Source organism: Photobacterium sp. S4TG1, assembly GCF_036040035.1.
Classification (GTDB): domain Bacteria; phylum Pseudomonadota; class Gammaproteobacteria; order Enterobacterales; family Vibrionaceae; genus Photobacterium.
Window position 1 is genome coordinate 1 of sequence record NZ_JAYXUH010000005.1, and the last position, 23,859, is coordinate 23,859.

Genomic DNA, 23,859 nt, shown 5'->3' on the forward strand with positions numbered 1-23,859 from the left:
ATGCTCTGCTGATTTTTTTAACCAATCAAGCTCCTCTGAAGAACCAAAATACAAAAGAGATAGTTTTCGCATCGCATCAGCATTACCTTGTTCTGCTTTTTCTTTTAAGTTTTTGAGTAATGCGACTCTGAATTCCTCTCTATCTCCAAAAATATTTCTATTCAGAGAAAGTGTTAGCATTGCATCTTCATTTCCAAGTTTGGCGGCTTTAACTGCATATTCATGTTCTTGGGGGCCAAGAACCATTACATTTGTTGATAGGCTTCGAGAATAAGCTAAAGCTGCTTCTGCATTACCCTTGTCGGCCGCGTATTTCAAATAAGGTTGCCCTTGTTTAATTTTATATTGGTCTACAAGTAACCCCCCTAATTGATAGGCATTCTCAACAGACATAGTGTTTGGTGCTGGGAATGTTTGAGCCTGTGTTTGTGAAACAAACAATAAGCACAGGCATAATAACCATCGATAGCCTATTTTTATCTTTTGCATTATTCATTAATCCTTAAGTTCATATGTGTTGTAACCATTACTTTGTTAGCCTCAAAAGCTCAATAGTAATAGTAATAGTAAATTTAATTATGGGCATTGTTGAAAGGGGCTAATCCTTCATCAAAGGCGGCATTCGCGTATTTATCTTTGTTTTTGTAATAAGTGTCGAATAACTTGATTGTTAACGCGTCAAATTCTATATAAAATTTACCATTATTTAGATATTTGTAGAGATTTGTTGAGTTTTTACGGTTATAGAGCTTTTTCATGTCTACATCAAAATCCTTTTCCATGAATTTTATAATAGTGCGTCTGTTGACAAGGAAATCATTCATTTTCACATCATTTGATTTAGACACTTTGCTGTTAGGGTTCATTCTCTCAAGCGCTTTTTGCATTTGTCTGGTTGCGGCTTTTTGCTCTGTGCTCATGATATGGTTATTACCAAGCCAGTTAATTACTTTACACAGTGCCAATTGTTGCATCAGTAATGCTTCATTTTTTTCGATTTTAATTGGATTCTTATCTATTACATTAAATTCTTTAGGTAAAGAAACTAATGTATACAATAGCGGCCCTAATGCTTCGGGAACTAACAATCGTGTCCATTCAGCTAATATCTTGTCATCTCCGTTAATCAAGGTATAGGCGACTAAGCCAGCGGAGCTTCTTTCAAAAATATCTAAAATTTGGTCGAAAGTGTCTTTTTGTTTTGCTAAAAATAAACCAATGTTTAATTGACTGTAAAGAATCCCTTTACTCAACAGAGATAGTTGTTTAAACGTTTCATCATTTTCAACAATATCAATGCGATGGTAGTGTGCTTGTCTTAATAATCGCTGAAATTGCCAAACACATGCTCCGACCATGCTTGGATTGATTTCTCCCTCAAAAGACAGTTTGGTAGAGGGGGGGCCAATACTAATACCAATCGATAATTTCTTATTGGCAAAACGAAAGCGAATCGGTACTTCGGCGGTTATACTACTTTCGAGTTTTAAAGCGCCTTTGATTAATTGATGTGAGCGTTTTGTTTTATCAACTAAAAAGTCGGGATAACCTGATGGGGGATACCATAAAAGAAATCCTCCTAGTTCTAGACCTGCCTTCAATCCTAATTCTAGGTTGTGTGTTAGTTGCCCATCATTGACTTGAAATAAATCTGGGATCATAAAGCCATCTTCGCCAAATTCAATTTTACTACCTAATGCAATACTTGCTCCAGCAAAGCCCCAAGCTTTACAGTACATAAGAGCCTGATATGCACCAAACTGAAAGTTAATAATCTTTTTTTGGCCTTTATCAGAATACTTAAGCTTTATTTTTTGGTTCCGATCTGTATCGGAAATAGTTTTCTTAGGTACTTTAATAAAAGGTTGGCCTGTTAACATTTTGGTTATATTAACTTCACCTTTAGCGAGTATTAATTCAGATTGGACTTCCATAGGTAAAGCTTCAATGGCTATGTTGTTTCCATTACTTCTCGTCGCTGAAATCTCCAGTGGATTTCCTACTCCGGTGTCTAGTGATAGCATCGTCATTCTAAAAAATTGAGCTTGCTTACTATCATCAAAAGGAGATAAACGCTGTTTTAATTTTTTTGAAAAAAGAACTTTAGTAACGGCTTTGCCCCATGTTTTTGATGATTCCTTTTCGACGAGGCTTTTTACTAGAATATTTTTATGTTTTAGCGCGTCACAAAACGCATTTACATTGAATAAACCTTTTTTATCAAACCACTCATCTTCAATAGCTAACTTTGTAACATTACAATCTAACATTCGCTCAATTGTGTCACCAGAGTTTTCTTCTGGTGATATGTCTTTATTGGCACGATTATTTGGCTGCGGTATGTTATTGAGACTAATATAGCGTAATTGATCAAATTCACCTTCACCAGTTTGTTCTTTTTTGCTGCCAAGAATATATTCCCGTAAAGGAAAATTACCTTTTACAATATATTTTATTGGTTTTTGACGATAATCTTCCGCATCCCACAGTAAAAAAAGTGAGCTAGACATATTGAAAATATTCTTTATGGCTGAAAGGTGAATGTTTATAGCTTCTTTTTGTTGTTGCTTTAACACCTCATATTCTCTATTAAAAAGGCTATTAGGTGGTATTGCATAGCTGTTTGTTGCTTTTAACAGTGTTTTTAGTCGCTTGTGAAGAGACTCCTCAAATTCTTTGGCTTTTTTTAAGTAATCAAAATATTGAGCGTAATGTTGTTGTCCTGCTGGTAACTCCTCTTTTCCAGCTAAGGCTAGTTCAGGTGTTGCTATACCCAATATCGCAAGTTCTTCTATGCTTGTCGTTAACGCTTCAAGTTGTTTTTCTGTGTTGTCTATTTGTTTTAATAAATATTTTTGAGCGTATTCTGCTGCTTCTTTTACATGGTAACCACCAACAATGTTTAGTTTGTTGAGAGATTGTAAGCGTGTTTTTAATATCTCAAGTTGCACCTGAGGAGTGATATTGGATTCTTCCAGAAATGATTCTCTAGCAGCGAGGTAACGTTTAATTGCTTTTTTTATTTTTGGTTCTCGGTAGCTATAAAGTGACCCATCTTCAAAGATATATCCTTCTGATTTCGCTTTTGCTTGTGCTTTATCTAGAATGACTTGTCGTTTTTTCTTTTGTACTTTTACCCATTCAGCAGCACCATACGCGTTAGTACTTTCATTGAGGTGAGGTAATGGATTATTAAGCCATTCTTCAAGTTCTTGGTAATCTGCCTTGTCGACGTCAGCGATGAATGACGTGATATCAGCACTGAGAAGACCACCAAGAATATTAGATTGAGCTAAGGTTTTCATTAGTTCTTCTGGATTTTTGGCTCCCTGAAGTTTTTTTTCTGCTTGTTTAAAATAATTACAAGCTGATTCGTCTAATAAATAAAACGCATTTCCTTCAATAAAGTAAGCAATATCCTCGTACTCTTTGTTACTTGTGTCTTTCGAGCACGTTCTTATATTGCTAGGAAATAAAATTTGATCAGCACCAATCGGCTGTTTATCATTTGGTGGTAGCTGAGTGACTTTTCTATCCTCTATTGAAGAGGTTGAGTCTGAATTGTTCATTTTTTCGTTTCTTAATTTAATTGATGATAGGGTTCTGGTGTTATGTTCTGATTTTTATCAATAGAATTGAGTGCTTTGTCATCGATTATTTTATTTATCGCTATTTACATCATCAGTATTAACATCCCATGAAAATATTTTTTATGACACTATGAGAACTGGTGTGCGGCAATTAATTGAATTACTGCGTCATAGCGAATATCTTCATCTGAAGGCTGGCGTAGTAATTCTTGAAACTCTGCGGTACCAATAATTCTTATATTGTCTGCGAGTAATGTGCGCCATTTTTCTAATAACATTTGATCTCTCAATTGGTTACTGACTAATGTTTCTATAGTTTCTGAGCCTTTTGAAATATCTTCTGTTGTTTTTTGTTGCCAGGTGGGGAGTGAACTTAACCATGCCCCCCAACGATTTAGCATCATAATTTGTGTTGTATGATCAGTAATGGTTATTGTTTTCTTTTTTAAATCATACTGTTGAAAGTTACTATAGCCCCAATTATTTCGTGTCATTAGAGGTGAAATAACACTAAAGCCATAGAATATTTCTGGTTGCTGCTTTAATAATGAAACGCACACACTAGGTGAATAGAATCTCAAATATGTCGCGCCAAGTTCTTCACTGTTCACTTCTAAATAATGTGATAACAGGTGTCTTACCTCGTTAAGTGGCAGTGTTGATACAATGATTATTCCAGAGAGTTCTTTGAGTATATGATTTAGAAGATCAATATTGATGTCATTAAGACAAACTACATATGGGCTTGCATCCATTACAGATGAGAAGCGCGTGTTGATAAATAGGGCTTCTTTTTCATCATTTTTGATGAGTTCACTTATATTGGTTACGTCCATACTCTCAATAACGAGATAAAGCATAAATCCGCTATCAATAAGTGTTGGGATCATGTCTTGGATTAATTTCTGGGTTGTTATTTCTTGCATAAACATTGCTCCCCTCGTTGGCATTGACCGTCAGTCTGCAAACCGCATAGAGGCAAAAGCGGAATATTTGCTCGGCTTGCTGTTAAAAGAGCGGCTGAAAAGAGAGGAGATACTTTCTCTAATTGAGCAGCCGCTTCAACCGCCCCCGGTAATAATGGTGAAACACCCGCATAGCCTGAACCACTACCTGCACTACCGCCTGAATTGAGGTTAATTGCAGCTCCTGATATTGACACACCAGATGCATCAATTTTGATAAAGCTACCGCCAGCTTTAAGGGTTAACTCCGCACCGGCTTCAATGACAATTTTACTGCCTGCTTTTAAATGCACTTCATTACCTGCATCGAGTAACAAGGCTTTACCTTGTTTCATGTGTAGGTTGCCATCAACGGTGAGGGTAGAGTCACCTTTAACGTGCTGACGACTTTCACCATCAACCGTTAAATGATCATTCATTTTTATTTGGGTAAAGCGCTCATTTTCTACATCAAGGTGTAAATCATGTTTAATGTTATCGGTACGGTCATTTTCAACTAAGACATTGACATCTTTTTGCGCTCGAACGTAGATTTCTTCTTTTCCGGCTTGGTCTTCAAAACGCAGTTCGTTATAGCCATCACCTTGGTGGGTTTCAGTGCGTAAAACAGTGCGGGTCTTATGAGCAGGTAATTCATAAGGGGGCTGGTTAGTAGCATGATAAGTACGGCCAGTGATGATCGGTTGATCAGGATCACCTTCTAAAAAACTGACAATGACTTCATGGCCAACACGAGGCAGGGCAACCATACCATATTGGCTACCCGCCCAACCTTGTGAAACTCGCACCCAACAGCTGGCGTTATCATCACTGTTACTGTAACGATCCCAAGGGAACTGAATTCTGACACGCCCAAATTCATCACAATAAATTTCTTCACCTTCAGGACCAACAACCAGCGCGATTTGTGGGCCATCAACGGTGGGTTTGGCATTAAACGGCGGACGCCAAGGACGATGAGCGGGAATGACAACAAACTCATTATTATAGGTTGTTGCACCTTCACCGCCGGCTTCTTCTAATGCTTGGGGTTGAGTGCCAACATGGGTAACGGCAATGATTAACCAATCACGATTACAGGTTTCATCATCATGCTCTTGCAGCGTAAATTTCACGCCGGGAAGAATAGTGGGTACATTACTTTTGGCATTCGCGGTCTGAGCATCGCGTCGAAGAGATTCAATTCGAAACTGCACAAAAGGTTTACCACTGGCATCGTCTTTATAACGACCCGGGTAATCAAAATGCTCATAGGTGGTTTGTTGGTAATCTGCTTCTTTCGCTACTGAAGTTTGTAAAAAACTATAAGCCGGCTTTTTAAAACTGTAATCTTTTAGCTGAGCGGATGATGAGCAAATTTGGGTATTACGCGCAAAAGTTCGAATAAACGGTACGCTACTGCGACCACCACTACGGCTGTTGTAAACCAGAGGCTCAACGAGACTGACAGCGTGTTGAGTATCGTCACTAAAAATGAGGGTGTTTTTGTTATTGTCGTGATTGAAGTAATAAAAAATCCCTTCTTCTGCGGCAATTCTATCGATAAAGGCTAAATCACTTTCACGGTATTGTACGCAATATTCACGCTGTACTAATTGGCGGCTGATCGCAAAACCATAGTCATTAATGCCCATTTCTTGCAGCAAGATAGAAATAATTTCTGGCACCGTTTGTGTTTGAAAAATACGGCTATTTTGACGTAAGGCTAACCGTGCCAAAGGTGGCACAAATTCAACGTGATAGATTGTGTGGCTATGGCCGGTATCGCCTTGAGTGAATTGGCGCACTATACCATGCCATTGTTGTTGTAATTCACCCTGCTGCCAAACTGTCAGAACCGCATTACGATCAATGGTTTCAATTGGCGTTAAATTGGGATTGCGGCTGGCTAAATTGATTGTAAAAGAAAAAGGTAAAGACAAGGTGTCGTTGCCTTTAAATTCAGTCACAGCAAATGTTGATGCATCAAGTCCTTCAACCGTGAAGGTAAATTGTAATCCTGTTTGTTGTGCCATGATATTACCTCAATTAAACCTATGCTAAAGCGATGAATGAATGCCTTAGCACAGGCATAAACGACAAAAGCCCGCACTGGAGGCAGTACGGGCAATAATTATTTGATTCTTACGCTTCTAGCGGAGCACGCCAGTCATCAGCACCCGATGTGCCAGAAACCGTATGATCCCAATTAATTTTGCGGTAAGCCATTGAGATTTCAATAAGCTGAGTGAAATCAGCTTTGGTTGAATCTTGGCAATGTGGCATTTGATTGTCGATATTCACAATCGTTGCATCGGTTAACGTGGTTGTGAAGTAGTGTTCTTGTTTACCTTCAACAGATGTGCGGTACCACTTAAGTTCAACCGTTGGCAACATTTCACCAGAAGCCAATGAGTTGTACATTAACGGCACAGCTTTGTTTAATGCCACGGTAAATTTGAAAGGTTTATGGACACGCTGACCAGCAGGTTGACCTGATTGTGGATCAGTTGGCACGGTTACAATGTGCTTAAACTCTTGCACCAACATTTGATCTTCATGCCCTTCAACATAAATGTTGCCGACAGAATTTGCAGTGAATGCACCCGCAGTGATGTTGCCCTGAGTTTGACCTTGAATAGAGATATAACATGGAGTTGGCATTGTAATGTCCTTCATACGCTAAAAATAAAATCATTATTTAATGGTATAAGCATTAAGTATGCCATGTTGTTGATCTTTTTAAGTTATTGTTTTTTTTAATTATTTTAATTTGACTTGCTCAGTGTTTTAGTTTTTCTGGGCAAGTTGTTGCTTGGGGTGGGCAATAACTTGCTCACCAGGCAAGTTATTGCTCATATTCAATGTGTAAAGTTTTTGAAAGTATAAAAAAGGCACTATCAATACTGTTTGATGCCATCGATAGTGATAGATAAGAGTTATGTCTAATTTAATTATTAATATGCACTTTGTTCCCTATTTTAATGCCGCTTCCCATATTTGCGGGTTTAGCTGTGTTGGTATTAAGGCTGACAGTATGTGAACTTGGATTAAGAAAACAACTGCCGCATCCTGTATTTACAAGATCACCTACACGAGCAAAATTTATTCCATTGACATTTGCTGCTCGGGGGGATTGAGCCACTATTGGACCTTGGCCTTTACAATTTTTTCGACCACAGAGACAAGTTGCTGTATCACCAACGAGCGCAACTGGCTGTCCATTTATCATTACATTTGAGTTACCTGATATTACAGTACCTCCTGTTGATGTTTTACTGCCTAACGTGATGACATCATTCATTTAATTATTATTCCATAGTAATAAATGTAATTAGGGTAACACATTAAAAAAATAGGCAATAATTTGCCTGATTAGTGTTGATGTTTATTAATTGGGTGCATGTTGTTGCAAAATATCAGTTGTGATTGTTGTTTTTGTATACATTTCATTTTTGTGAAGCCATTCTAAAAATATATTTTTTTTGAAAATATTTCATTATAAACAATGAGTTATATTTTTATGTGGTGATGGTGATGAATTAAGTAAAGATATGAGAGGATTTTCTTAACTTTTTGTAAAATAAAATATTTTTGTAAAATATGTATTTTTATTTTTTGTTTTTTGTTTTTTTTGTATTTGTATCTTGTATACATTTCTGGATGTTGATACTTGAATGATTGTGATATTAGAGGTTTAATTCGCTTCGAACCTTATGCAACATAAGGCTATTGTCATACGATTTCAAATGGCTAGTTTGATTCAAAAATAAATATAACAGGGATAAAATATGTCGAAAGAAGGCAGCGTTGCACCAAAAGAGCGTATTAATATTAAATATGTTCCCCATAGCGGTGATGTGCAATCAGAAGTCGAATTACCATTAAAAACATTAGTTATCGGCGAATTTAAAGGTCAAGAAGAAAATACTGCAATTGAAGATCGTAAAGCTGTATTAATTGATAAAAACAATTTCGAATCAGTTATGCGTGAAAGTAATTTAATGTTGACGACAGCAATTAAAAATAAATTATCTGATGACGATTCTGATTTATCTATTTCACTTTCGATTAAAGGACTAGATGACTTTTCTCCTGATGCAATTAGTCAGCAAGTCCCAGAATTAAAAAAACTAGTTGAGTTAAGAGAAGCGTTAGTTGCTTTAAAAGGGCCACTTGGAAATATTCCTGCATTTCGTTCTTGTCTTCAAGAGCTTATTGAGTCTCAAGAGTCTCGTGAAAAGTTATTAAGTGAGTTGCAACTTGTTAGTGGTGAAACAGAACAGTAATTATTTCTGTTGTTTTAATTCTTTTAAAGGACCAATAAATGTCTGTACAAAAAGTTGTTGAATCGTCAAATGCAACTCAAGGTAGCTTACTTGATGAAATTATGCTTCAAACTCGCATGCTACCAAATGATGATGGCTACGATATTGCAAAAAAAGGTGTTGCTGCCTTTATCGAAAATTTACTAGGTAGTGAGAATGGTGTTGATCAAGTCAATAAAGCGCTTGTCGATCAAATGCTCGTTGAACTTGATAGTAAGATTAGCGCTCAAATGGATGAGATTTTGCATAACGAGGCAGTTCAGAAAATTGAATCTGCATGGCGTGGTGTGAAAATGCTCGTTGATCGTACTGATTTTCGTGAAAACAATAAAATTGAAATATTAAATGTAACTAAAGACGAATTACTAGACGATTTTGAGTTTGCGCCAGAAGCGTCTCAGTCGGGTTTATATAAGCATGTATATTCTTCTGGTTATGGTCAATTTGGTGGTGAACCTATTGGGGCTATTATTGGTAATTATGCATTTACTCCATCATCACCCGATATTAAATTATTACAGTATATAGGTGCTGTTGGTGCTATGGCCCATGCCCCTTTTATTTCTGGTGTTGCTCCTGAGTTCTTTGGTATCGAATCTTTTGAAGAATTACCAAATATTAAAGATTTAAAAGCAACGTTTGATAGTCCTCGTTATATTAAGTGGCGTCAATTACGTGATTCCGATGATGCACGTTATCTTGCTCTAACTGCTCCTCGTTTTTTATTGCGTACCCCATACGATCCTAATGATAATCCGGCAAAAACATTTAATTATCGTGAAAATGTTAGTGATTCTCATAATAATTATTTATGGGGGAATACATCATTTGCATTAGCTTCGCGTTTAACCGATAGTTTTTCGCAGTACCGTTGGTGTCCTAATATTATTGGTCCTCAAAGTGGAGGGGCTGTTGAAGATCTTCCTGTTCATCTGTTTGAATCTTTAGGTGAGTTACAAGCTAAGATACCAACAGAAGTTTTGATCACTGACCGTAAAGAGTTTGAATTAGCAGAAGAAGGCTTTATTGCATTAACGATGCGTAAAGGTAGTGATAATGCGGCATTTTTCTCTGCCAATTCAATTCAAAAACCAAAAGCGTTCCCTAATACAAAAGAGGGACGTGAAGATGAAATGAACTTTAAATTAGGTACTCAACTACCTTATATGATGATCATTAACCGCCTCGCACATTATGTAAAAGTGTTACAACGCGAACAAATCGGCTCTTGGAAAGAACGTCAAGATCTTGAGCGTGAGTTGAATGCTTGGATTAAACAGTTTGTTGCAGATCAAGAAAATCCACCTGCAGATGTTCGTAGCCGACGTCCATTACGTGCAGCAAAAATTGAAGTTCTAGATGTTGAAGGTGATCCAGGTTGGTACCAAGTTGCATTGTCTGTACGACCTCACTTTAAATATATGGGGGCAAACTTTGAATTGTCGCTAGTTGGTCGTTTAGATCAGGCATAATTTAATGTCCTATATTGAGCTAGCAGATAGAGCTTATGGTGTCAGTCTCTTTGAACGTTTAGAGACTGATACACCTCAAATAACAATGACGAAAGCTCCTGAAATTAAGCAAATATTAGATTCAATAAAACGGAATGTAGCGCAATTGCTAAATAGTCGTCTTGGCGAGGCTATGAGTGCGCCACAGTTAGGTTTAATTGATTTTAATGATGCAACATTGGGGACTCATGATCTGGCACTACAGATTAAAATAGCCATTCGTAATTGTCTTGAATGTTATGAGCCACGATTAAAACAGATCGATATTCAATATATACCTGATGATGGAAGTCCATTAAATATTTATTTCCACATTGCCGCTAGTATTAATTCTAGCGCGTTACATGAATCAGTACGTATTGATTTACTGTTGGATAACAATCGTAAATACCGAGTAATTTGATTTTGTCACAAGAAAAATACTTTAGAGATGAACTGGCTTTTTTAAAAGAGCAAGGGGGTGCTTTTACAGAAGTACATCCCCAACTATCCCGTTTTTTGCAAGGGAAAAATACAGATCCTGATGTTGAGCGCTTATTAGAAGGGTTTGCTTTTTTAACTTCGCGCTTACGTGAAAAGGTTGAGGATGAATTCCCGGAGTTAACGCACTCCATCATTAATATGTTATGGCCTAATTATTTACGTCCTGTACCTAGTTTTAGTATTGTTCAGTTTTTACCGATTGAAAAAGCGATCAGTGTTCGTCAAATAATAAAAGCCAATACTGATGTTGATAGCAAAGCTGTACTAGAAACTGTATGTAGATTTAAAACTTGCAGAGATGTAGATATTTATCCATTAAAACTGGCAGATATATCGACGACACATAGTCGTGAATCTTCAACGATTGATTTGACGTTAGATGTTTTAGGTGAGCAAGACCTTAGTGATATTAATCTAAAAACAATACAGTTTTTTATTGGAGGGCAACACTATAGTGCTCAAATGCTTTATTTATGGCTGAATCACTATTTATCACATATTGAATTGATATGTGGAGATAAGCAATTCTCTATACCTGCATCAAATTTTAAAAGTCGTGGTTTTGAAAGTGCCGATGCAGTGATGCCATATCCAAAGAATGTATATGAAGGGTATCGAATTTTACAAGAATATTTAACGTTTCCTGATGCATTTTTATTTGGTGATGTGGAAAATTTAGATCGTTTTATTACTTCAGATATGGGTAATGTGTTTCACCTTCGATTTGTATTTTCAAAGACATTACCTACGGATGTTCGTGTCCGTGATGAGTGTTTTAAATTATTTTGTACGCCGGTTATTAATTTATTTTCTCATGACGCTGATCCTATTGATCTCACAGGAAAACGTTCTGAATATAGAATAATGCCTTCAAGTCGTTTTCCTACTCATTTTGAGATATTTAATATTGATTATGTGCAAGGTCAACAAGAAACACATGAATCACGAATGAGAGGGCAAAAACGTGTTTATACTGCTTTTGAAAGTTTTCAGCATGAAATAGAGCGATCTCGTCATCGCTTAGTTCTTTATTACCGTGCCAGAGTTAAAGACAGTATGCGTAATGATGGTTTTGACCATTATATTTCTTTTGTACGTGGTGATGAGACTCAAAGTATCGGATTTAGTGAAGCTATCTCATTACAGCTAACATGTACAAATAGACAATTACCGTTGGAATTAGGTTTGGGTGATATTTGTGTCCCGACTAATAGCTCGCCATCATTTGCTACTTTTTCTAATATTACAGAGCCAACACAACCGTTAAGGCCAACGTTAGATGGTAGTTTATTGTGGACGTTGATTTCTAATTTATCGCTGAATTATCTTTCATTATTATCGAAAGATGCACTTTGTTCTGTGTTACGTGCGTATGACTTTAGAGCTCTTGTTGATCGACAGGCCGAGCGTGTAGCAAAACAACGCCTTGATGGGATTCTAAAAATAACCTCTAAACCAATAGATAGAATTATTAATGGGTTACCTGTTAGAGGTTTACAGTCTGAGTTAGAACTCAATCAGGAGGCTTTTAGTTCAGAAGGTGATTTGTATTTATTTGGTAGTGTGCTGAGCCGTTTTTTCTCATTATATGCCAGTATTAATTCATTTCATGAGCTTATTGTGATTAATAGTGTGAATCAGGAACGGTATTCATGGGGAACGCAAGTGGGTCTACAGCCCTTGATTTAATGTTTGATGATATCGATTTAACATCAGAAAAAGTAGCGATATTACAAAAACAAGCGCGATCCTATGATTTTTATCAGTTAGTTGAGTTATTACAAAACTTAGCTGAACAAGATCCTGATAGTGAAGGATGGGAAGCAAATTGTCGCTTGTTGTTTAAGGCTAATCCTAGCTTAGGATTTGCAATAAGTGATATATCAAAATTAGAGCTATTAGAGCAAGGCGGTTTTTGTATTGAAACCACTTTTTTTGGTTTAAATGGTGCGCAATCACCTTTACCCGGATTTTTACTAGAACAAATAGCGACAGAAAGTGAAACCGGTGTTCGTCGTCACTTTCTCGATTTTTTTAATAATCGATTATTGGCTCTAGTTTATCGTATTTGGCGTAAATACCGTTACTACATTCGTTTTCAAGGAAATGCTAATGACGGATTTTCATCTCAGCTATTTGCTTTTGTTGGTCTTGCTGATGATGAATTACGTAGCGAAACGGCTATTAATTGGGGAAAAATGTTGTCTTATGCTGGCACTCTAGCGGGCAGAAGTCGATCTCCGCAAGTAGTTTCAGGAATTATCGCACATTGCTTTGATTTAGATAATGTTTTTATTCGGCAGTGGGAAGAGCGTAGTGTGGCTATACCCGCCCATCAGCGAATGTGTCTTGGTATGGCTAACAGTGCGTTAGGTAACAGTACGATTATTGGTTCAAAAGTTCGAGATTGCACAGGTAAATTTGTTATTGAGATTAAAGGATTAACCCAAGAACGGTTTAATGATTTTTTACCTTCAGGCAAAGAATTTGAGTCATTTTGTAAATTAGTTGAATTTATTCTTCGTGAGCAAATGGCATTTGATTTGGAATTAGAGCTTAAAGAAGACGAAGTACCATTATTTAAATTAGGAAAAAATTCAACTGTATCATTAGGTTGGTCTTCTTTCTTAGGTCAAGTTGATAAAGATTGTAAAGTTTGTATCCAAGTTCGTCAGTAAAAGGATAAACATATGGCTGAGCCGCGATTTTTGAAACTAAAAATTACTAATACGCAGTATTTAGAACCCGGTCTATCTGCAACAAAAGAGTTTTCTACTAACGGAGGAACGATTGGCTCCAGTGTATCTAGCGATTGGTGTCTTAAAGATCGCCAAGGGAAGTTAGCGTCGACTCATTGTCAAATATCATTTGTTGATGGATGTTTTTGCATAACAGATATTTCTAACCAAACGTATATTAATGATGCTCGAATGCCGATTGGTTGGGATAAGCATGCTCGATTAAATGAAAATGATGTTATTTCCCTTGGACCTTATTTGATTCGAGTTTCTGTTGATAGCTTGTTTAGGGGCAAGGATAAAGATATAGGACAAATGTTATCTGACTCAGAACATTTCGATTTATTTGGTGATGAACTAGATTTGATAGTTGAGGAGAAAGAGATTGCTATTGATGATCCTTTAATTGCACTTGATGCCTTAAAACAAAATTTAGATACTGAATTGGTATTACAACATTCTCCATCAGATACCCAGTCATTAATTAATGGTCAACAACAGTGGTTTGGTCATGATAGAACAATACAAGCAGATACTGATCGTGATCTGACTTCAGCTATTTCGTTAAGTGGATTTAAATCGAATATTAATGAGAGCTTAAAGCCATCTAATACGGCAACATATATCAATAAGGATAAGATAATGGACGATAATACACTGGATTTACTTGAAGAGGAAATGAGCCGAGAGTTTTCTTACTCAAATAATCAATCTGCTGTAATTCATGATGAAAATCATTTATTAACGGGGCCATTATTTCGTGGATTAGGCGTACGAACAAGTAATAGTGATAACCTTGCTGATATGCAAATGCTTTCTGAGGAAATGGGAGCATCATTACAAGCCGCAGTGAAAGGATTGATTGAACTTCATCAACAAGTAAATATTAGCCATTATGGTGTAATGAATAAAAATTTACAGCCGATTGAAGATAATCCATTACGGCTAGGATTGAGTTATAACGAAACAATACAGGTTATGTTTGATAACAAACGTAGTCTAGTTCATTTATCTGGCCCCGAAGCGATTGAAGAAAGTTTACGTACGGTTAAAGATCATAATGAAGCGGTACATATTGCGATTAATGATGCTTTAAATCAAATCATACAAGCCTTTTCACCGGAGGTCTTGATGCGTCGTTTTTTACGTTATCGCCGTTCAGGGCAAATAATGAACGAATCACCTGAAGCATGGGCTTGGGGAATGTATCAGAATTACCATAAAGAGCTAACATCAAATCGTCAACATGGTTTTGAAAAGTTATTTTGGGAAATTTTTGATCAATCTTATGATAAGAACCTGCGTGAGAAACAGCAGGAGGTATAGACTGTGAACTTCTCTTCTTTGATGCATGCTGCCATATATATATCGATATTATTTTTAGTTGGATGTAGCTCTAAATATGAACCAGCTTTAGAGCCTAGTACAGTAACAATAAGTATGGTTACCACTGACTCGATAAATATAAATAATAATGAAGAAGCATCACCTGTAGAATTAAAAGTTTTTGAACTTGAAGATGATTCAATGTTCAGTTCGGCATCTTATGATCAATTAGCAACTAATCATAGAAAAGCACTGAAAAGTAATTATGTTGATGATTATGATTATGTATTGCTACCCAGTAAGTTTAAATTTATTGAAAAAATAAAATTAGATGATACGACTAGATATATTGGTGTTATGGCATTTTTTTCCGACAGTGATAATAGTGACTGGAAGAAATCGGTAAAAGTAAAAACATTGGGTAGAGATTATCATCTACTTATTTATATAAAAGACAATCAAGTAATGTTGGATAGGGTTGAGTAATATGTCATCAAGAAGCAGAGTTATATGGAATGAGGGGCTTTTTATAAAGCCTCAACATTTTCAACAACAGCAACGCTATTTTGAAAGTGTGATCGACGAAAGACTTAACTCTGTTGGTTTATATTTATATGGTATAACAGAATTAAGTTTAAATTTAGAATTCTTGAGTTTTGGTCGTATTGCAATAGAACGAGCCGCTGGAATTATGCCAGATGGGACATCATTTAATATTCCTCAGCAAGATTTGTTACCTGATGCATTAGAAATTATTGATAGCTCACTTGCCAATCAAATTGTTTATTTAGCGATTCCTTTACGAAGTGATTTTCTGACGGAGGTAGACTGGAACAACTCTAGTAGTATGACTCGTTATAAGTCTAAACGTGAAGAAGTGAGAGATATTCATTCCCTACAAGGCGATAGTTGTTTGATTGATGTTAGCTCAACGAGTATTAGGCTAATGTTGGGCAAGGACGATCGTAGCGCTTATGCTTCTATTGCTATTGCTCGTATTCTAGAAAAACGACCTGATGGTAGTGTAATGCTAGATGATAAGTTTATTCCTTGTCACGTTAATGTGAAAGCAGTACCACGTTTGCAGCGTTTCATTGGTGAAATGGCTGGGTTAATGCGAGAGCGTGCAAAAAATATTGCATTACGTATTGGGTTATCAAATCAAGGTGGAGTTGCAGATGTCGCTGATTTTATGTTGTTGCAAATGCTAAATCGCACTCAACCTAAATTACAGCATATTTCACATTTACGTGGTGTTCATCCTGAAAGGTTATATCAAGAATTGACGTCTATTTGTGGTGAGCTTGCAACGTTTACAGATGAAAGCCGGATAGCGGCAGAATTTAGTAGTTATGATCATGATATGCCAGAGCTCTCTTTTATACCTGTAATGTTAATGTTACGCCAAGCATTAAGTATTGTATTGGAGCCTCGTGCAGTATCTATTCAACTCCATAAGCGTAAATATGGTCTTATGGTGGCATCTATTCAAGATACTAACCTTGTTATTGATGCTGAATTTATATTGGCAGTTCGGGCTCGTATGCCTCAGGATGAATTACGTAAGTTGTTTATGCAGCAGACGAAAATCGCATCAGTTGAGAAAATACGTGAACTTATTTCTTTGCAACTACCAGGTGTTCCATTATCACAATTGCCGGTTGCTCCACGTCAGTTGCCCTATCATGCTGGTTATACGTATTTCCAGCTTGATAAGACCAGTTCTGCATGGAAAATGTTTATTAATTCAAGTGGTTTTGCATTCCATGTTGCGGGTGATTTTCCCGATCTTGATCTTCAATTTTGGGCTATTCGGAGTTAATTATTATGGATAGTGCACTAAAGAAAAACGGTTATATTCGTGATGTCAGTTATGACGATTTATTGTTTGATAATGTAGATGATATCAATCAAGATCAAGATTTTTGGTTTCAGTTGCGTGGGAATAATATTAATTTATTTATTGATGCGGCGACACCATTATTAGGTATGGCTTTACGTATTAGACATTTAGGAAGTTGCGATAATATTGAAGAAATTTATCAACAAGCTGTTGAAGAAATTAAAGCAATTGAAGTTGAACTTACTGAAGCTGGTTATGAACATGCCGTTATTTTAGCTTATCGTTATATTCTATGCTCATTTATTGATGAAGCAGTAATGAGTACATCTTGGGGAGCAGATAGTGCTTGGGCCGAGCATTCATTACTTACTCGATTCCATAATGAAACGTGGGGGGGAGAAAAAGTTTTTTCTATTCTTTCTCGGTTGGAAACTGAACCTGAGAGATACCAAGATTTGCTTACGTTTATCTATCTTTGCTTAATATTAGGGTTTGAGGGTAGATATAAGGTGATGAATAATGGCAAAGAAGCTTTTGATAAGGTCATTGCTAATCTTTATGAAATTTTGCGCCGTTTAAAAGATGAAGAACCTCAACCTTTGACGTCGGCTATTGAACATGTAGCTGCAAAAAAATATAAATTAACCAAGGAAATACCTCTTTGGACTATATTTTCTGGTTTTTCTTTATCTTGGTTGGCTATTTTTATTGTGTATTTATTTTTATTAAATAATAAATCAACAGATGTGTTAATGCAGCTTAATCACATACTTCAATAGGATATTACTGTGATCAGAATTGAACTTCCTGTACTAATTAATAAATTAAATGCACAAACAAAACTTGCATTAGAACAAGCTGCTGCATTGTGTATGAGCCGAGAAAATAATGAAGTTACGATTGAACACTTTTTATTTACTCTTTTAGAAAACCCATTATCTGATGTGCGAGTTTTAATAAATCATGCTGGCTTAAATAGTGAACTTATTAAGCAAATGTGTGGTGACGCGATGCCACATGAAACAGGGAATGATACTTATCCATCTTTTTCACCTTTGTTGGTTGAGTTATTACAAGAGGCGTGGTTACTTACATCAACTGAAATGAATGAAGTTGAATTACGTTCAGGTGTTATATTCTTAGCGACATTAATTCGTCCAGATCGTTATTTGGCATTTAATTTAATTAAAATCTTTGAAAATATTAACCGTGAGTCATTCCGTAAACAATTTACATCTTTAGTTGTCGAATCATCTGAGACACCAGTGGCTACTGCTACATCTGGATCGGTGACATCAGACTTGGCTTCAGGTAATAGTGCTCTTGCTCGTTTTTGTTCAAATTTTACCGAACAAGCTCGCCAAGGAAAATTAGATCCTGTTCTTTGTCGTGATAATGAAATTAATTTAATGATTGATATTTTATGTCGACGTCGAAAAAATAATCCCATTGTTGTTGGTGATGCCGGTGTTGGTAAAAGTGCCGTTATTGAAGGGCTTGCGTCACGTATTGTTGCTGGAAAAGTACCCGAATCATTACAACAAGTAGAATTATGGGCTCTCGATCTTGGATTAATGCAAGCTGGTGCTTCGGTTAAGGGTGAATTTGAAAAGCGTCTTAAATCTGTATTAGATGAAGTAAAGCATTCGGCGGTACCTATCATTTTATTTATTGATGAGGCCCATACAATGATAGGAGCAGGTAATCAAGAAGGTGGCGGTGATGCTGCTAATTTGTTAAAGCCGGCTCTAGCTCGTGGTGAACTTTGCACGATCGCGGCAACGACATGGAAAGAATACAAAAAGTATTTTGAAAAAGATCCTGCTCTAACGCGTCGTTTTCAATTAGTTAAACTTGATGAGCCAACAACAGAACAAGCAGTTGACATTATGCGTGGTCTACATAGTGTTTATGAAAATGCGCACAACGTACTAATTAGTGATGATGCTTTACGTGCTGCTGCTGAGTTGTCCGCTCGTTATGTTTCTGGTCGTCAACTACCTGATAAAGCGATTGATGTGTTAGATACCGCTTGTGCGCGTATCGCAATCAATTTAAGTGCTCCACCACGACGTATTTCAGAAATAGAGAGCCGCTATCATCAACGTCAGTTAGAAATAAAGATGATCCATCGCCAGCAGCAATTAGGATTATCGATAGATGAAGCACGCTTAGCTGCTTTAATAGAAACTGAAAATACAGAACAAGCTGAGTGTGAGTCTTTATATCAAGCGTGGCAACAACAAAAAACACTAGTGACTGATATCATTGAGACGCGTCGACAGGTTCTCTCTCAAGAATTAGTGGGCTCTGTTGATCTAAAAGAGTTATCTGCTGATGAGGATGAGCTACGACATAGGTTAGTTGATCTTTATACTCAACTTGACCAAATTCCTTATGATGAATTGTTCATTTATCCAGAAGTAGATGCTGCACAAATTGCTCAGGTTATTGCTGATTGGACAGGGGTACCTGTTGATCAGATGAACACTGATGAGTTGACTAAAATTACTGAATTACCTCGTATTTTAGGAAAAGCGATTAAAGGGCAAGATGTGGCAATTGCAGGGATCCATCGTCATTTGTTAACTGCACGTGCTGATCTTCGTCGCCCAGGACGGCCAAAAGGGGCTTTTTTATTAGTTGGTCCTAGTGGCGTCGGTAAAACAGAAACAGTGATACAACTAGCAGAGCAACTGTATGGTGGGCAACAATTCTTAACAACTATCAATATGTCAGAATACCAGGAAAAGCACACTGTTTCTCGCTTAATTGGCTCTCCTCCTGGTTATGTCGGTTTTGGTGAAGGTGGTGTTCTAACTGAAGCTATGCGAAAAAAACCATATTCAATTGTGTTGCTTGATGAAGTTGAAAAAGCGCATCCCGAAGTGTTGAATTTATTTTATCAAGCTTTTGATAAAGGCGAATTAGCGGACGGTGAAGGTCGTATTATTGATTGTCAAAATATTGTGTTTTTCTTAACGTCAAACCTTGGTTATCAAACGATAGTCGATTATGCCGCTCGTCCTGAGCTATTAGAAGAGCAAATGTATCCAGAATTATCTGCTTTTTTCAAGCCAGCATTATTAGCTCGTATGGAAGTCGTACCTTATTTACCTCTTAATAAAGACGTGTTGGAACAGATTGTCCGCGGTAAGTTATCACGATTAGAGAAGTTATTAACAACGCGTTATAAAGCTGAGGTGATCATTGAGCCTTGTCTAATTGAAGAGATTTTACGTCGGGCGACACGTGCAGAAAATGGTGCGCGTATGTTAGAAGCTATTATTGAAGGACAGATGTTACCACCTGTTTCTTTAGCTTTATTGAATCGACTTGCACACCGTGAGGCTATTAACCGTATTCGTTTAACGGTTGAAAATGGGCAGTTCAGCGGCGAAGTGGAGTAATTGTCATGCAACAATGGCTTCATTGTATATCTGCATTAATTAACTATCGAGATAGAGTAAAGCTGACTGAGTTTTATAACACTACCTTAAAACAGGAGTTAGTGTTAACGGCTAGCTATATTGTTTATCCAACAGAGGATGGTCGAGCCTTATCTGTTGCTGATAATACAGATTGGGTGTGGGATGTTAATGATTTTGATCATCCATTTTCCCATGTCTTACAGCAAGCATCATTGATTTTACTTGATCATAATCGGTTGGTTTATTGGCAACAGAATAAAGCATTTAAGCAATTGGCTGACCTGGTTGATATTAATAGTAGTTTATTAATTTCACCATTATTTAATAGTCATAAACAAATTGCTGCAATTCAAATACTGATCGGTAAGCAAGATATTATTAATGGATTATTGACAGACGACAATTGGCATGAGTTTAGTGATGCTTTTGTGGCGCAGTGGACGTTACTTAAAGATATGGATATGCAAAATTCGCATAAACAACAATTGAGTGATTCTATTGTACGGTTAAAAGCGCAGCAACAGGAAAAAAATGCATGGTTAGATATGGCATGTAAATTGATTGGAAATAGTGCGGTTATGGAGCAGTTGCGAGAGCAGATAGCAATAGCTGCTAGTTCTAATCTTACGGTATTTGTTCAGGGAGAAACTGGTTCAGGTAAAGAACTGGTAGCAAAAGCAGTACATAGTTTATCTTCTCGTCGTAATAAATCTTTTGTAGCTATTAATTGCGCTGCAATACCAGAGAATCTACTTGAAAGTGAATTATTTGGTTATGAGAAAGGCGCATTCACTGGTGCATTGACTAGCCGTAAGGGATTGATTGCCCAAGCTGATGGTGGTTCATTATTTCTCGATGAGATGGGTGAGTTGCCATTTGCTTTGCAAGCTAAATTATTACGTGTGTTGGAAACATGTCAGTATCGCCCATTAGGATCGAATAAAGAACAATCCTCTAACTTTCGTTTAATTGCTGCAACTCATGTTAATTTACGTCAGAGCGTGAATGATGGCGGCTTTAGGCAAGATCTTTATTATCGTATATACCAATATCCATTATTGGTACCAAATTTAAATAGTCGATTAAATGATATTGATGAATTAGCAACTTATTTTATTCACCAATATAACGATCGTGAACAACGTAATATTTTAGGCTTGTCACTTTCGGCACTTAATAAACTTAAAAGTCTAGATTATCCGGGCAATGTCCGTGAATTACGGTCATTAATTGAATTTGCTTGTGTGCAAACTCAGTGTGATGTGTTGATTGAAAAATCAGCATTTATCACTAAGCTTCCATTGGGTATAAAAATGGAAGTGGAGAAGCTTGTTACTAATGATAATGATTTTTCAATGATTAATGATTTACGTACTGCTTTAGAAATTTACGAAAAAGCTATTATTCGGAATCGATTAGAACAATATAATGGTGATCGTGCCAAAGCTGCGGCAAGTTTAGGTTTACCTAAACGAACATTGGCACATAAATGTCAAAAATTGGAGATCCAGATCAGATGATAATGAAATGGATAGTACTATCGCTAAGTTTGGCTTTCGTTCCCTGTTTAGTGTCTGCGCAATCAAATCTATTGACTACGTTAGAGCAGGCTCAACAATGCCGAAATATTGAATCAAAGCTTGAAAGGCTACACTGTTTTGATAGTGTTTTAAATACGCCGCCAGTAATATCTAACGCATTGATAGGTAAGGAGGTTGTTCAGTACTCTCCATCATGGGTACGAGCTGTTAATAGTGAAAAAAATCGTGGAGAAAAAGAAGGATTTATTTTAAATCAGCAAGATGAAGGGAATGACTTTTCACGTATGTGGTTAACTGCAACTGCAATAAATGTTTCTTCACAACCTAAGACTCAATTGGCTCCAATTTTGATGTTATCTTGTTTTGAAAAAATAACGCGTATTCAATTAATTTTACCGCATCCAATTAAAGCGGGAAAAGTTACTGTATCAATCCCTGGCTCTCCTGTTGTAACGCAAGATTGGATCAGTGATGACAGTGGTTACTTGTTGCGTTCAGGTCGAGGTATACCTGCAATAGATGCAATAAAGGCGATGATTACTTCGCCACAACTGATATTGCGTTCTGATGTGGCGGGTATAGATAATTTAGAGTTTGATAATAAAAATCTTGCAGAGGCTTTAAAACCAATGCGAGAAACTTGTCGTTGGTAGGGGGAAATATTATATGTCAATGATGAGTTTAAGAGAGCAATTAATTTCTCCAATAACAGTAGATAACCCTATTGGTGAGCGCTTGAGGGATGATCCTCAACTTAATTTTATTGATAGTCAAATGATGAAGGTAGGCTCGCTATCTCATGGTGAAGTTCAATGGGATGACGTTGAAAAAAATGTTGTAAATTTACTCTCGACTAAATCAAAAGATATCAAGCTTCTTACTGTATTGATGCAATGCTTACAATATAAACCGACCCCTGAACGTTTTACTTTATCTATTGGTGTACTCATCGATTTCATTTCGCATTTTTGGTTTGAATGCCAACCGATACCAGGGGAACGAGGTGTAGTTCATCGTAAAAAGTTTTTTAATCAAATTTGTCAGCGAACATATGTTGCTGCCGATAAGTTAGATAGTAGTTTATTTGATATTGAACTTAAAACAGAATTAGAAACGTTATTACAAGATCTCTATCTGCATGCTGAAAAGCTGATGTTACCAGTAGACGTTGTTGATGATATTAGTGCACGTTTACACCATAAATTAGCAAAAGTTAATAGTACCCATAAATTTGAAATGCCAAAGGCAACTTTAAATTCAGGGTTAGATTTATCTAATAATATGATGGCAGCTTCGAATTTAATATCAGAGATATCGGCACCAATCCCTAATTTAGATATCGATAGTAGTAATGATCGTAACTTCAAAATATCACTTTTGAAAGCGGTTGAGTGCCTTTCTGATCTTGGTTGTGACGGAGTGATGCTAAGTATTCGTATTCGCCGTTTTGCAATGTGGTATTCAATCCAGAGTTTACCTGATGCTAATGTTAATGGAGAAACACAGTTAATGCCTGTTTCATTGGATCGTATTAGCGATTATGAAGAAGGCTTACAGCGCGGAGCTGATATTGAATTGTGGCGCCGAGTCGAAGAAAGTTTAACGAAAGCCCCTTATTGGTTAGATGGACATTTTTTAAGTTATCGCATAGCAACAGCGTTAGGAAAAGATTCATGGTCTTCGATTATTAAAGATGAATTACAACGCTTTATGCAACGATTACCAGCATTGAAAGCTTATTCATTTAAAGGAGGTGTTCCATTTATTAGCGAAATGACCTTGAAGTGGTTAGATAGCTCTGTAGGGGGTTTTAATATAGCAGAAGCTAACCAAGTCGGCTGTTGGAATGATAAAAGAAATGAGGCACTTGTATTAGCACAAGATGAGGGAATAGCACCATCTCTTAAAATGTTAAATGAAGGATTATCACAATCTATAGAGCCACGTGATGCTTTTTATTGGCGTTTATTATCTGCCGATGTAATGAAGGCTAACGCATTGTCTGCAATGGCATTAGATCAATATCAAACATTATATCATCAAGTAAATACAATGTCGGTTGAAGAATGGGAACCGTCATTAATTGAACAAATAAAAAATAATATTGCAGTGGAATAACCACAG

The 23,859-nt window shown here is 36.7% G+C and carries 18 protein-coding genes and 1 pseudogene; 13 read left to right on the forward strand and 6 right to left on the reverse strand.

Annotated features, from left to right (window positions below; translation table 11 throughout):
* The 6 genes and pseudogenes from VXS03_RS08205 to VXS03_RS08230 all read right to left on the reverse strand — a co-directional run.
* Positions 1-489 (reverse strand): annotated as a pseudogene (locus tag VXS03_RS08205) (hypothetical protein); the annotation flags it as partial.
* An 83-nt stretch (positions 490-572) separates the two neighbouring features.
* On the reverse strand, positions 573-3,569 hold the full coding sequence (locus VXS03_RS08210) for a hypothetical protein (RefSeq protein WP_327763142.1): 2,997 nt from the start codon (positions 3,567-3,569) through the stop codon (positions 573-575).
* A gap of 149 nt (positions 3,570-3,718) precedes the next feature.
* On the reverse strand, positions 3,719-4,516 hold the full coding sequence (locus tag VXS03_RS08215) for a DUF4123 domain-containing protein (protein WP_327763143.1): 798 nt from the start codon (positions 4,514-4,516) through the stop codon (positions 3,719-3,721).
* A complete protein-coding gene (locus tag VXS03_RS08220; protein ID WP_327763144.1) occupies positions 4,504-6,570 on the reverse strand; it encodes a type VI secretion system Vgr family protein in 2,067 nt (688 codons plus the stop codon). Before VXS03_RS08220 ends, VXS03_RS08215 begins: the two co-directional genes overlap by 13 nt.
* 109 nt (positions 6,571-6,679) lie before the next feature.
* A complete protein-coding gene (locus VXS03_RS08225) occupies positions 6,680-7,198 on the reverse strand; it encodes an Hcp family type VI secretion system effector (protein WP_327762240.1) in 519 nt (172 codons plus the stop codon).
* 286 nt (positions 7,199-7,484) lie between these two features.
* Positions 7,485-7,838, reverse strand: a complete 354-nt coding sequence (locus VXS03_RS08230) for a PAAR domain-containing protein (RefSeq protein ID WP_327763145.1) — start codon at positions 7,836-7,838, stop codon at positions 7,485-7,487.
* 487 nt (positions 7,839-8,325) lie between these two features.
* On the opposite strand from VXS03_RS08230, the gene tssB reads away from it, so the two are divergent.
* From tssB to tssA, 13 genes are read left to right on the forward strand one after another with little or no spacing between them, the layout of a single operon-like run.
* Positions 8,326-8,823: a type VI secretion system contractile sheath small subunit gene (tssB, locus tag VXS03_RS08235; RefSeq protein ID WP_327763146.1), complete on the forward strand. Its 498-nt coding sequence runs from the start codon at positions 8,326-8,328 to the stop codon at positions 8,821-8,823.
* Positions 8,824-8,861: 38 nt separating this feature from the next.
* Positions 8,862-10,334 (forward strand): type VI secretion system contractile sheath large subunit, encoded by a 1,473-nt coding sequence (tssC, locus tag VXS03_RS08240; RefSeq protein ID WP_327763147.1) that lies wholly within the window; start codon positions 8,862-8,864, stop codon positions 10,332-10,334.
* 4 nt (positions 10,335-10,338) lie between these two features.
* Positions 10,339-10,776 carry a type VI secretion system baseplate subunit TssE gene (gene tssE, locus VXS03_RS08245; RefSeq protein ID WP_327763149.1) on the forward strand — a complete coding sequence of 146 codons (438 nt, stop codon included), beginning with the start codon at positions 10,339-10,341 and terminating at the stop codon, positions 10,774-10,776.
* Between the two features lie 2 nt (positions 10,777-10,778).
* Complete coding sequence (gene tssF, locus VXS03_RS08250) at positions 10,779-12,545, forward strand: type VI secretion system baseplate subunit TssF (RefSeq protein ID WP_327763150.1); 1,767 nt, start codon at positions 10,779-10,781, stop codon at positions 12,543-12,545.
* Positions 12,509-13,534, forward strand: coding sequence for a type VI secretion system baseplate subunit TssG (gene tssG / locus VXS03_RS08255; RefSeq protein WP_327763151.1), 1,026 nt, complete (start codon positions 12,509-12,511; stop codon positions 13,532-13,534). The genes tssF and tssG overlap by 37 nt, the downstream gene beginning before the upstream one ends.
* A 12-nt stretch (positions 13,535-13,546) precedes the next feature.
* Positions 13,547-14,920, forward strand: a complete 1,374-nt coding sequence (tagH, locus tag VXS03_RS08260) for a type VI secretion system-associated FHA domain protein TagH (RefSeq protein ID WP_327763152.1) — start codon at positions 13,547-13,549, stop codon at positions 14,918-14,920.
* Between the two features lie 21 nt (positions 14,921-14,941).
* The gene (gene tssJ, locus VXS03_RS08265; RefSeq protein ID WP_327763421.1) at positions 14,942-15,406 is read left to right on the forward strand and encodes a type VI secretion system lipoprotein TssJ; all 465 of its coding nucleotides are present in this window, start codon (positions 14,942-14,944) and stop codon (positions 15,404-15,406) included.
* 1 nt (position 15,407) lies between these two features.
* A complete protein-coding gene (tssK, locus tag VXS03_RS08270; protein WP_327763153.1) occupies positions 15,408-16,742 on the forward strand; it encodes a type VI secretion system baseplate subunit TssK in 1,335 nt (444 codons plus the stop codon).
* A gap of 5 nt (positions 16,743-16,747) precedes the next feature.
* Positions 16,748-17,542 carry a type IVB secretion system protein IcmH/DotU gene (gene icmH / locus VXS03_RS08275; protein ID WP_327763154.1) on the forward strand — a complete coding sequence of 265 codons (795 nt, stop codon included), beginning with the start codon at positions 16,748-16,750 and terminating at the stop codon, positions 17,540-17,542.
* Positions 17,543-17,551: 9 nt separating this feature from the next.
* Entirely contained in the window at positions 17,552-20,173 is a 2,622-nt protein-coding gene (gene tssH, locus VXS03_RS08280; RefSeq protein WP_327763155.1) for a type VI secretion system ATPase TssH, read from the forward strand.
* A gap of 5 nt (positions 20,174-20,178) precedes the next feature.
* Positions 20,179-21,714 carry a sigma-54 interaction domain-containing protein gene (locus VXS03_RS08285; protein ID WP_327763156.1) on the forward strand — a complete coding sequence of 512 codons (1,536 nt, stop codon included), beginning with the start codon at positions 20,179-20,181 and terminating at the stop codon, positions 21,712-21,714.
* Positions 21,684-22,388: a type VI secretion system-associated protein VasI gene (vasI, locus tag VXS03_RS08290; RefSeq protein ID WP_327763157.1), complete on the forward strand. Its 705-nt coding sequence runs from the start codon at positions 21,684-21,686 to the stop codon at positions 22,386-22,388. Before VXS03_RS08285 ends, vasI begins: the two co-directional genes overlap by 31 nt.
* A 13-nt stretch (positions 22,389-22,401) precedes the next feature.
* A complete protein-coding gene (tssA, locus tag VXS03_RS08295) occupies positions 22,402-23,853 on the forward strand; it encodes a type VI secretion system protein TssA (protein WP_327763158.1) in 1,452 nt (483 codons plus the stop codon).
* Positions 23,854-23,859 lie beyond the last annotated feature (6 nt).

Excerpts from the sequence above, each read along its gene's own strand:
- VXS03_RS08210 (WP_327763142.1), bottom strand. The coding sequence starts at position 3,569 with ATGAACAATTCAGACTCAACCTCTTCAATAGAGGATAGAAAAGTCACT.
- VXS03_RS08225 (WP_327762240.1), bottom strand. The coding sequence starts at position 7,198 with ATGCCAACTCCATGTTATATCTCTATTCAAGGTCAAACTCAGGGCAAC.
- tssB (WP_327763146.1), top strand. The coding sequence starts at position 8,326 with ATGTCGAAAGAAGGCAGCGTTGCACCAAAAGAGCGTATTAATATTAAA.
- VXS03_RS08215 (WP_327763143.1), bottom strand. The coding sequence starts at position 4,516 with ATGCAAGAAATAACAACCCAGAAATTAATCCAAGACATGATCCCAACA.
- tssA (WP_327763158.1), top strand. The coding sequence starts at position 22,402 with ATGTCAATGATGAGTTTAAGAGAGCAATTAATTTCTCCAATAACAGTA.
- VXS03_RS08285 (WP_327763156.1), top strand. The coding sequence starts at position 20,179 with ATGCAACAATGGCTTCATTGTATATCTGCATTAATTAACTATCGAGAT.
- VXS03_RS08230 (WP_327763145.1), bottom strand. The coding sequence starts at position 7,838 with ATGAATGATGTCATCACGTTAGGCAGTAAAACATCAACAGGAGGTACT.
- tssK (WP_327763153.1), top strand. The coding sequence starts at position 15,408 with ATGTCATCAAGAAGCAGAGTTATATGGAATGAGGGGCTTTTTATAAAG.
- icmH (WP_327763154.1), top strand. The coding sequence starts at position 16,748 with ATGGATAGTGCACTAAAGAAAAACGGTTATATTCGTGATGTCAGTTAT.
- VXS03_RS08220 (WP_327763144.1), bottom strand. The coding sequence starts at position 6,570 with ATGGCACAACAAACAGGATTACAATTTACCTTCACGGTTGAAGGACTT.
- vasI (WP_327763157.1), top strand. The coding sequence starts at position 21,684 with ATGTCAAAAATTGGAGATCCAGATCAGATGATAATGAAATGGATAGTA.
- tagH (WP_327763152.1), top strand. The coding sequence starts at position 13,547 with ATGGCTGAGCCGCGATTTTTGAAACTAAAAATTACTAATACGCAGTAT.
- tssG (WP_327763151.1), top strand. The coding sequence starts at position 12,509 with ATGGGGAACGCAAGTGGGTCTACAGCCCTTGATTTAATGTTTGATGAT.
- tssC (WP_327763147.1), top strand. The coding sequence starts at position 8,862 with ATGTCTGTACAAAAAGTTGTTGAATCGTCAAATGCAACTCAAGGTAGC.
- tssE (WP_327763149.1), top strand. The coding sequence starts at position 10,339 with ATGTCCTATATTGAGCTAGCAGATAGAGCTTATGGTGTCAGTCTCTTT.
- tssJ (WP_327763421.1), top strand. The coding sequence starts at position 14,942 with ATGCATGCTGCCATATATATATCGATATTATTTTTAGTTGGATGTAGC.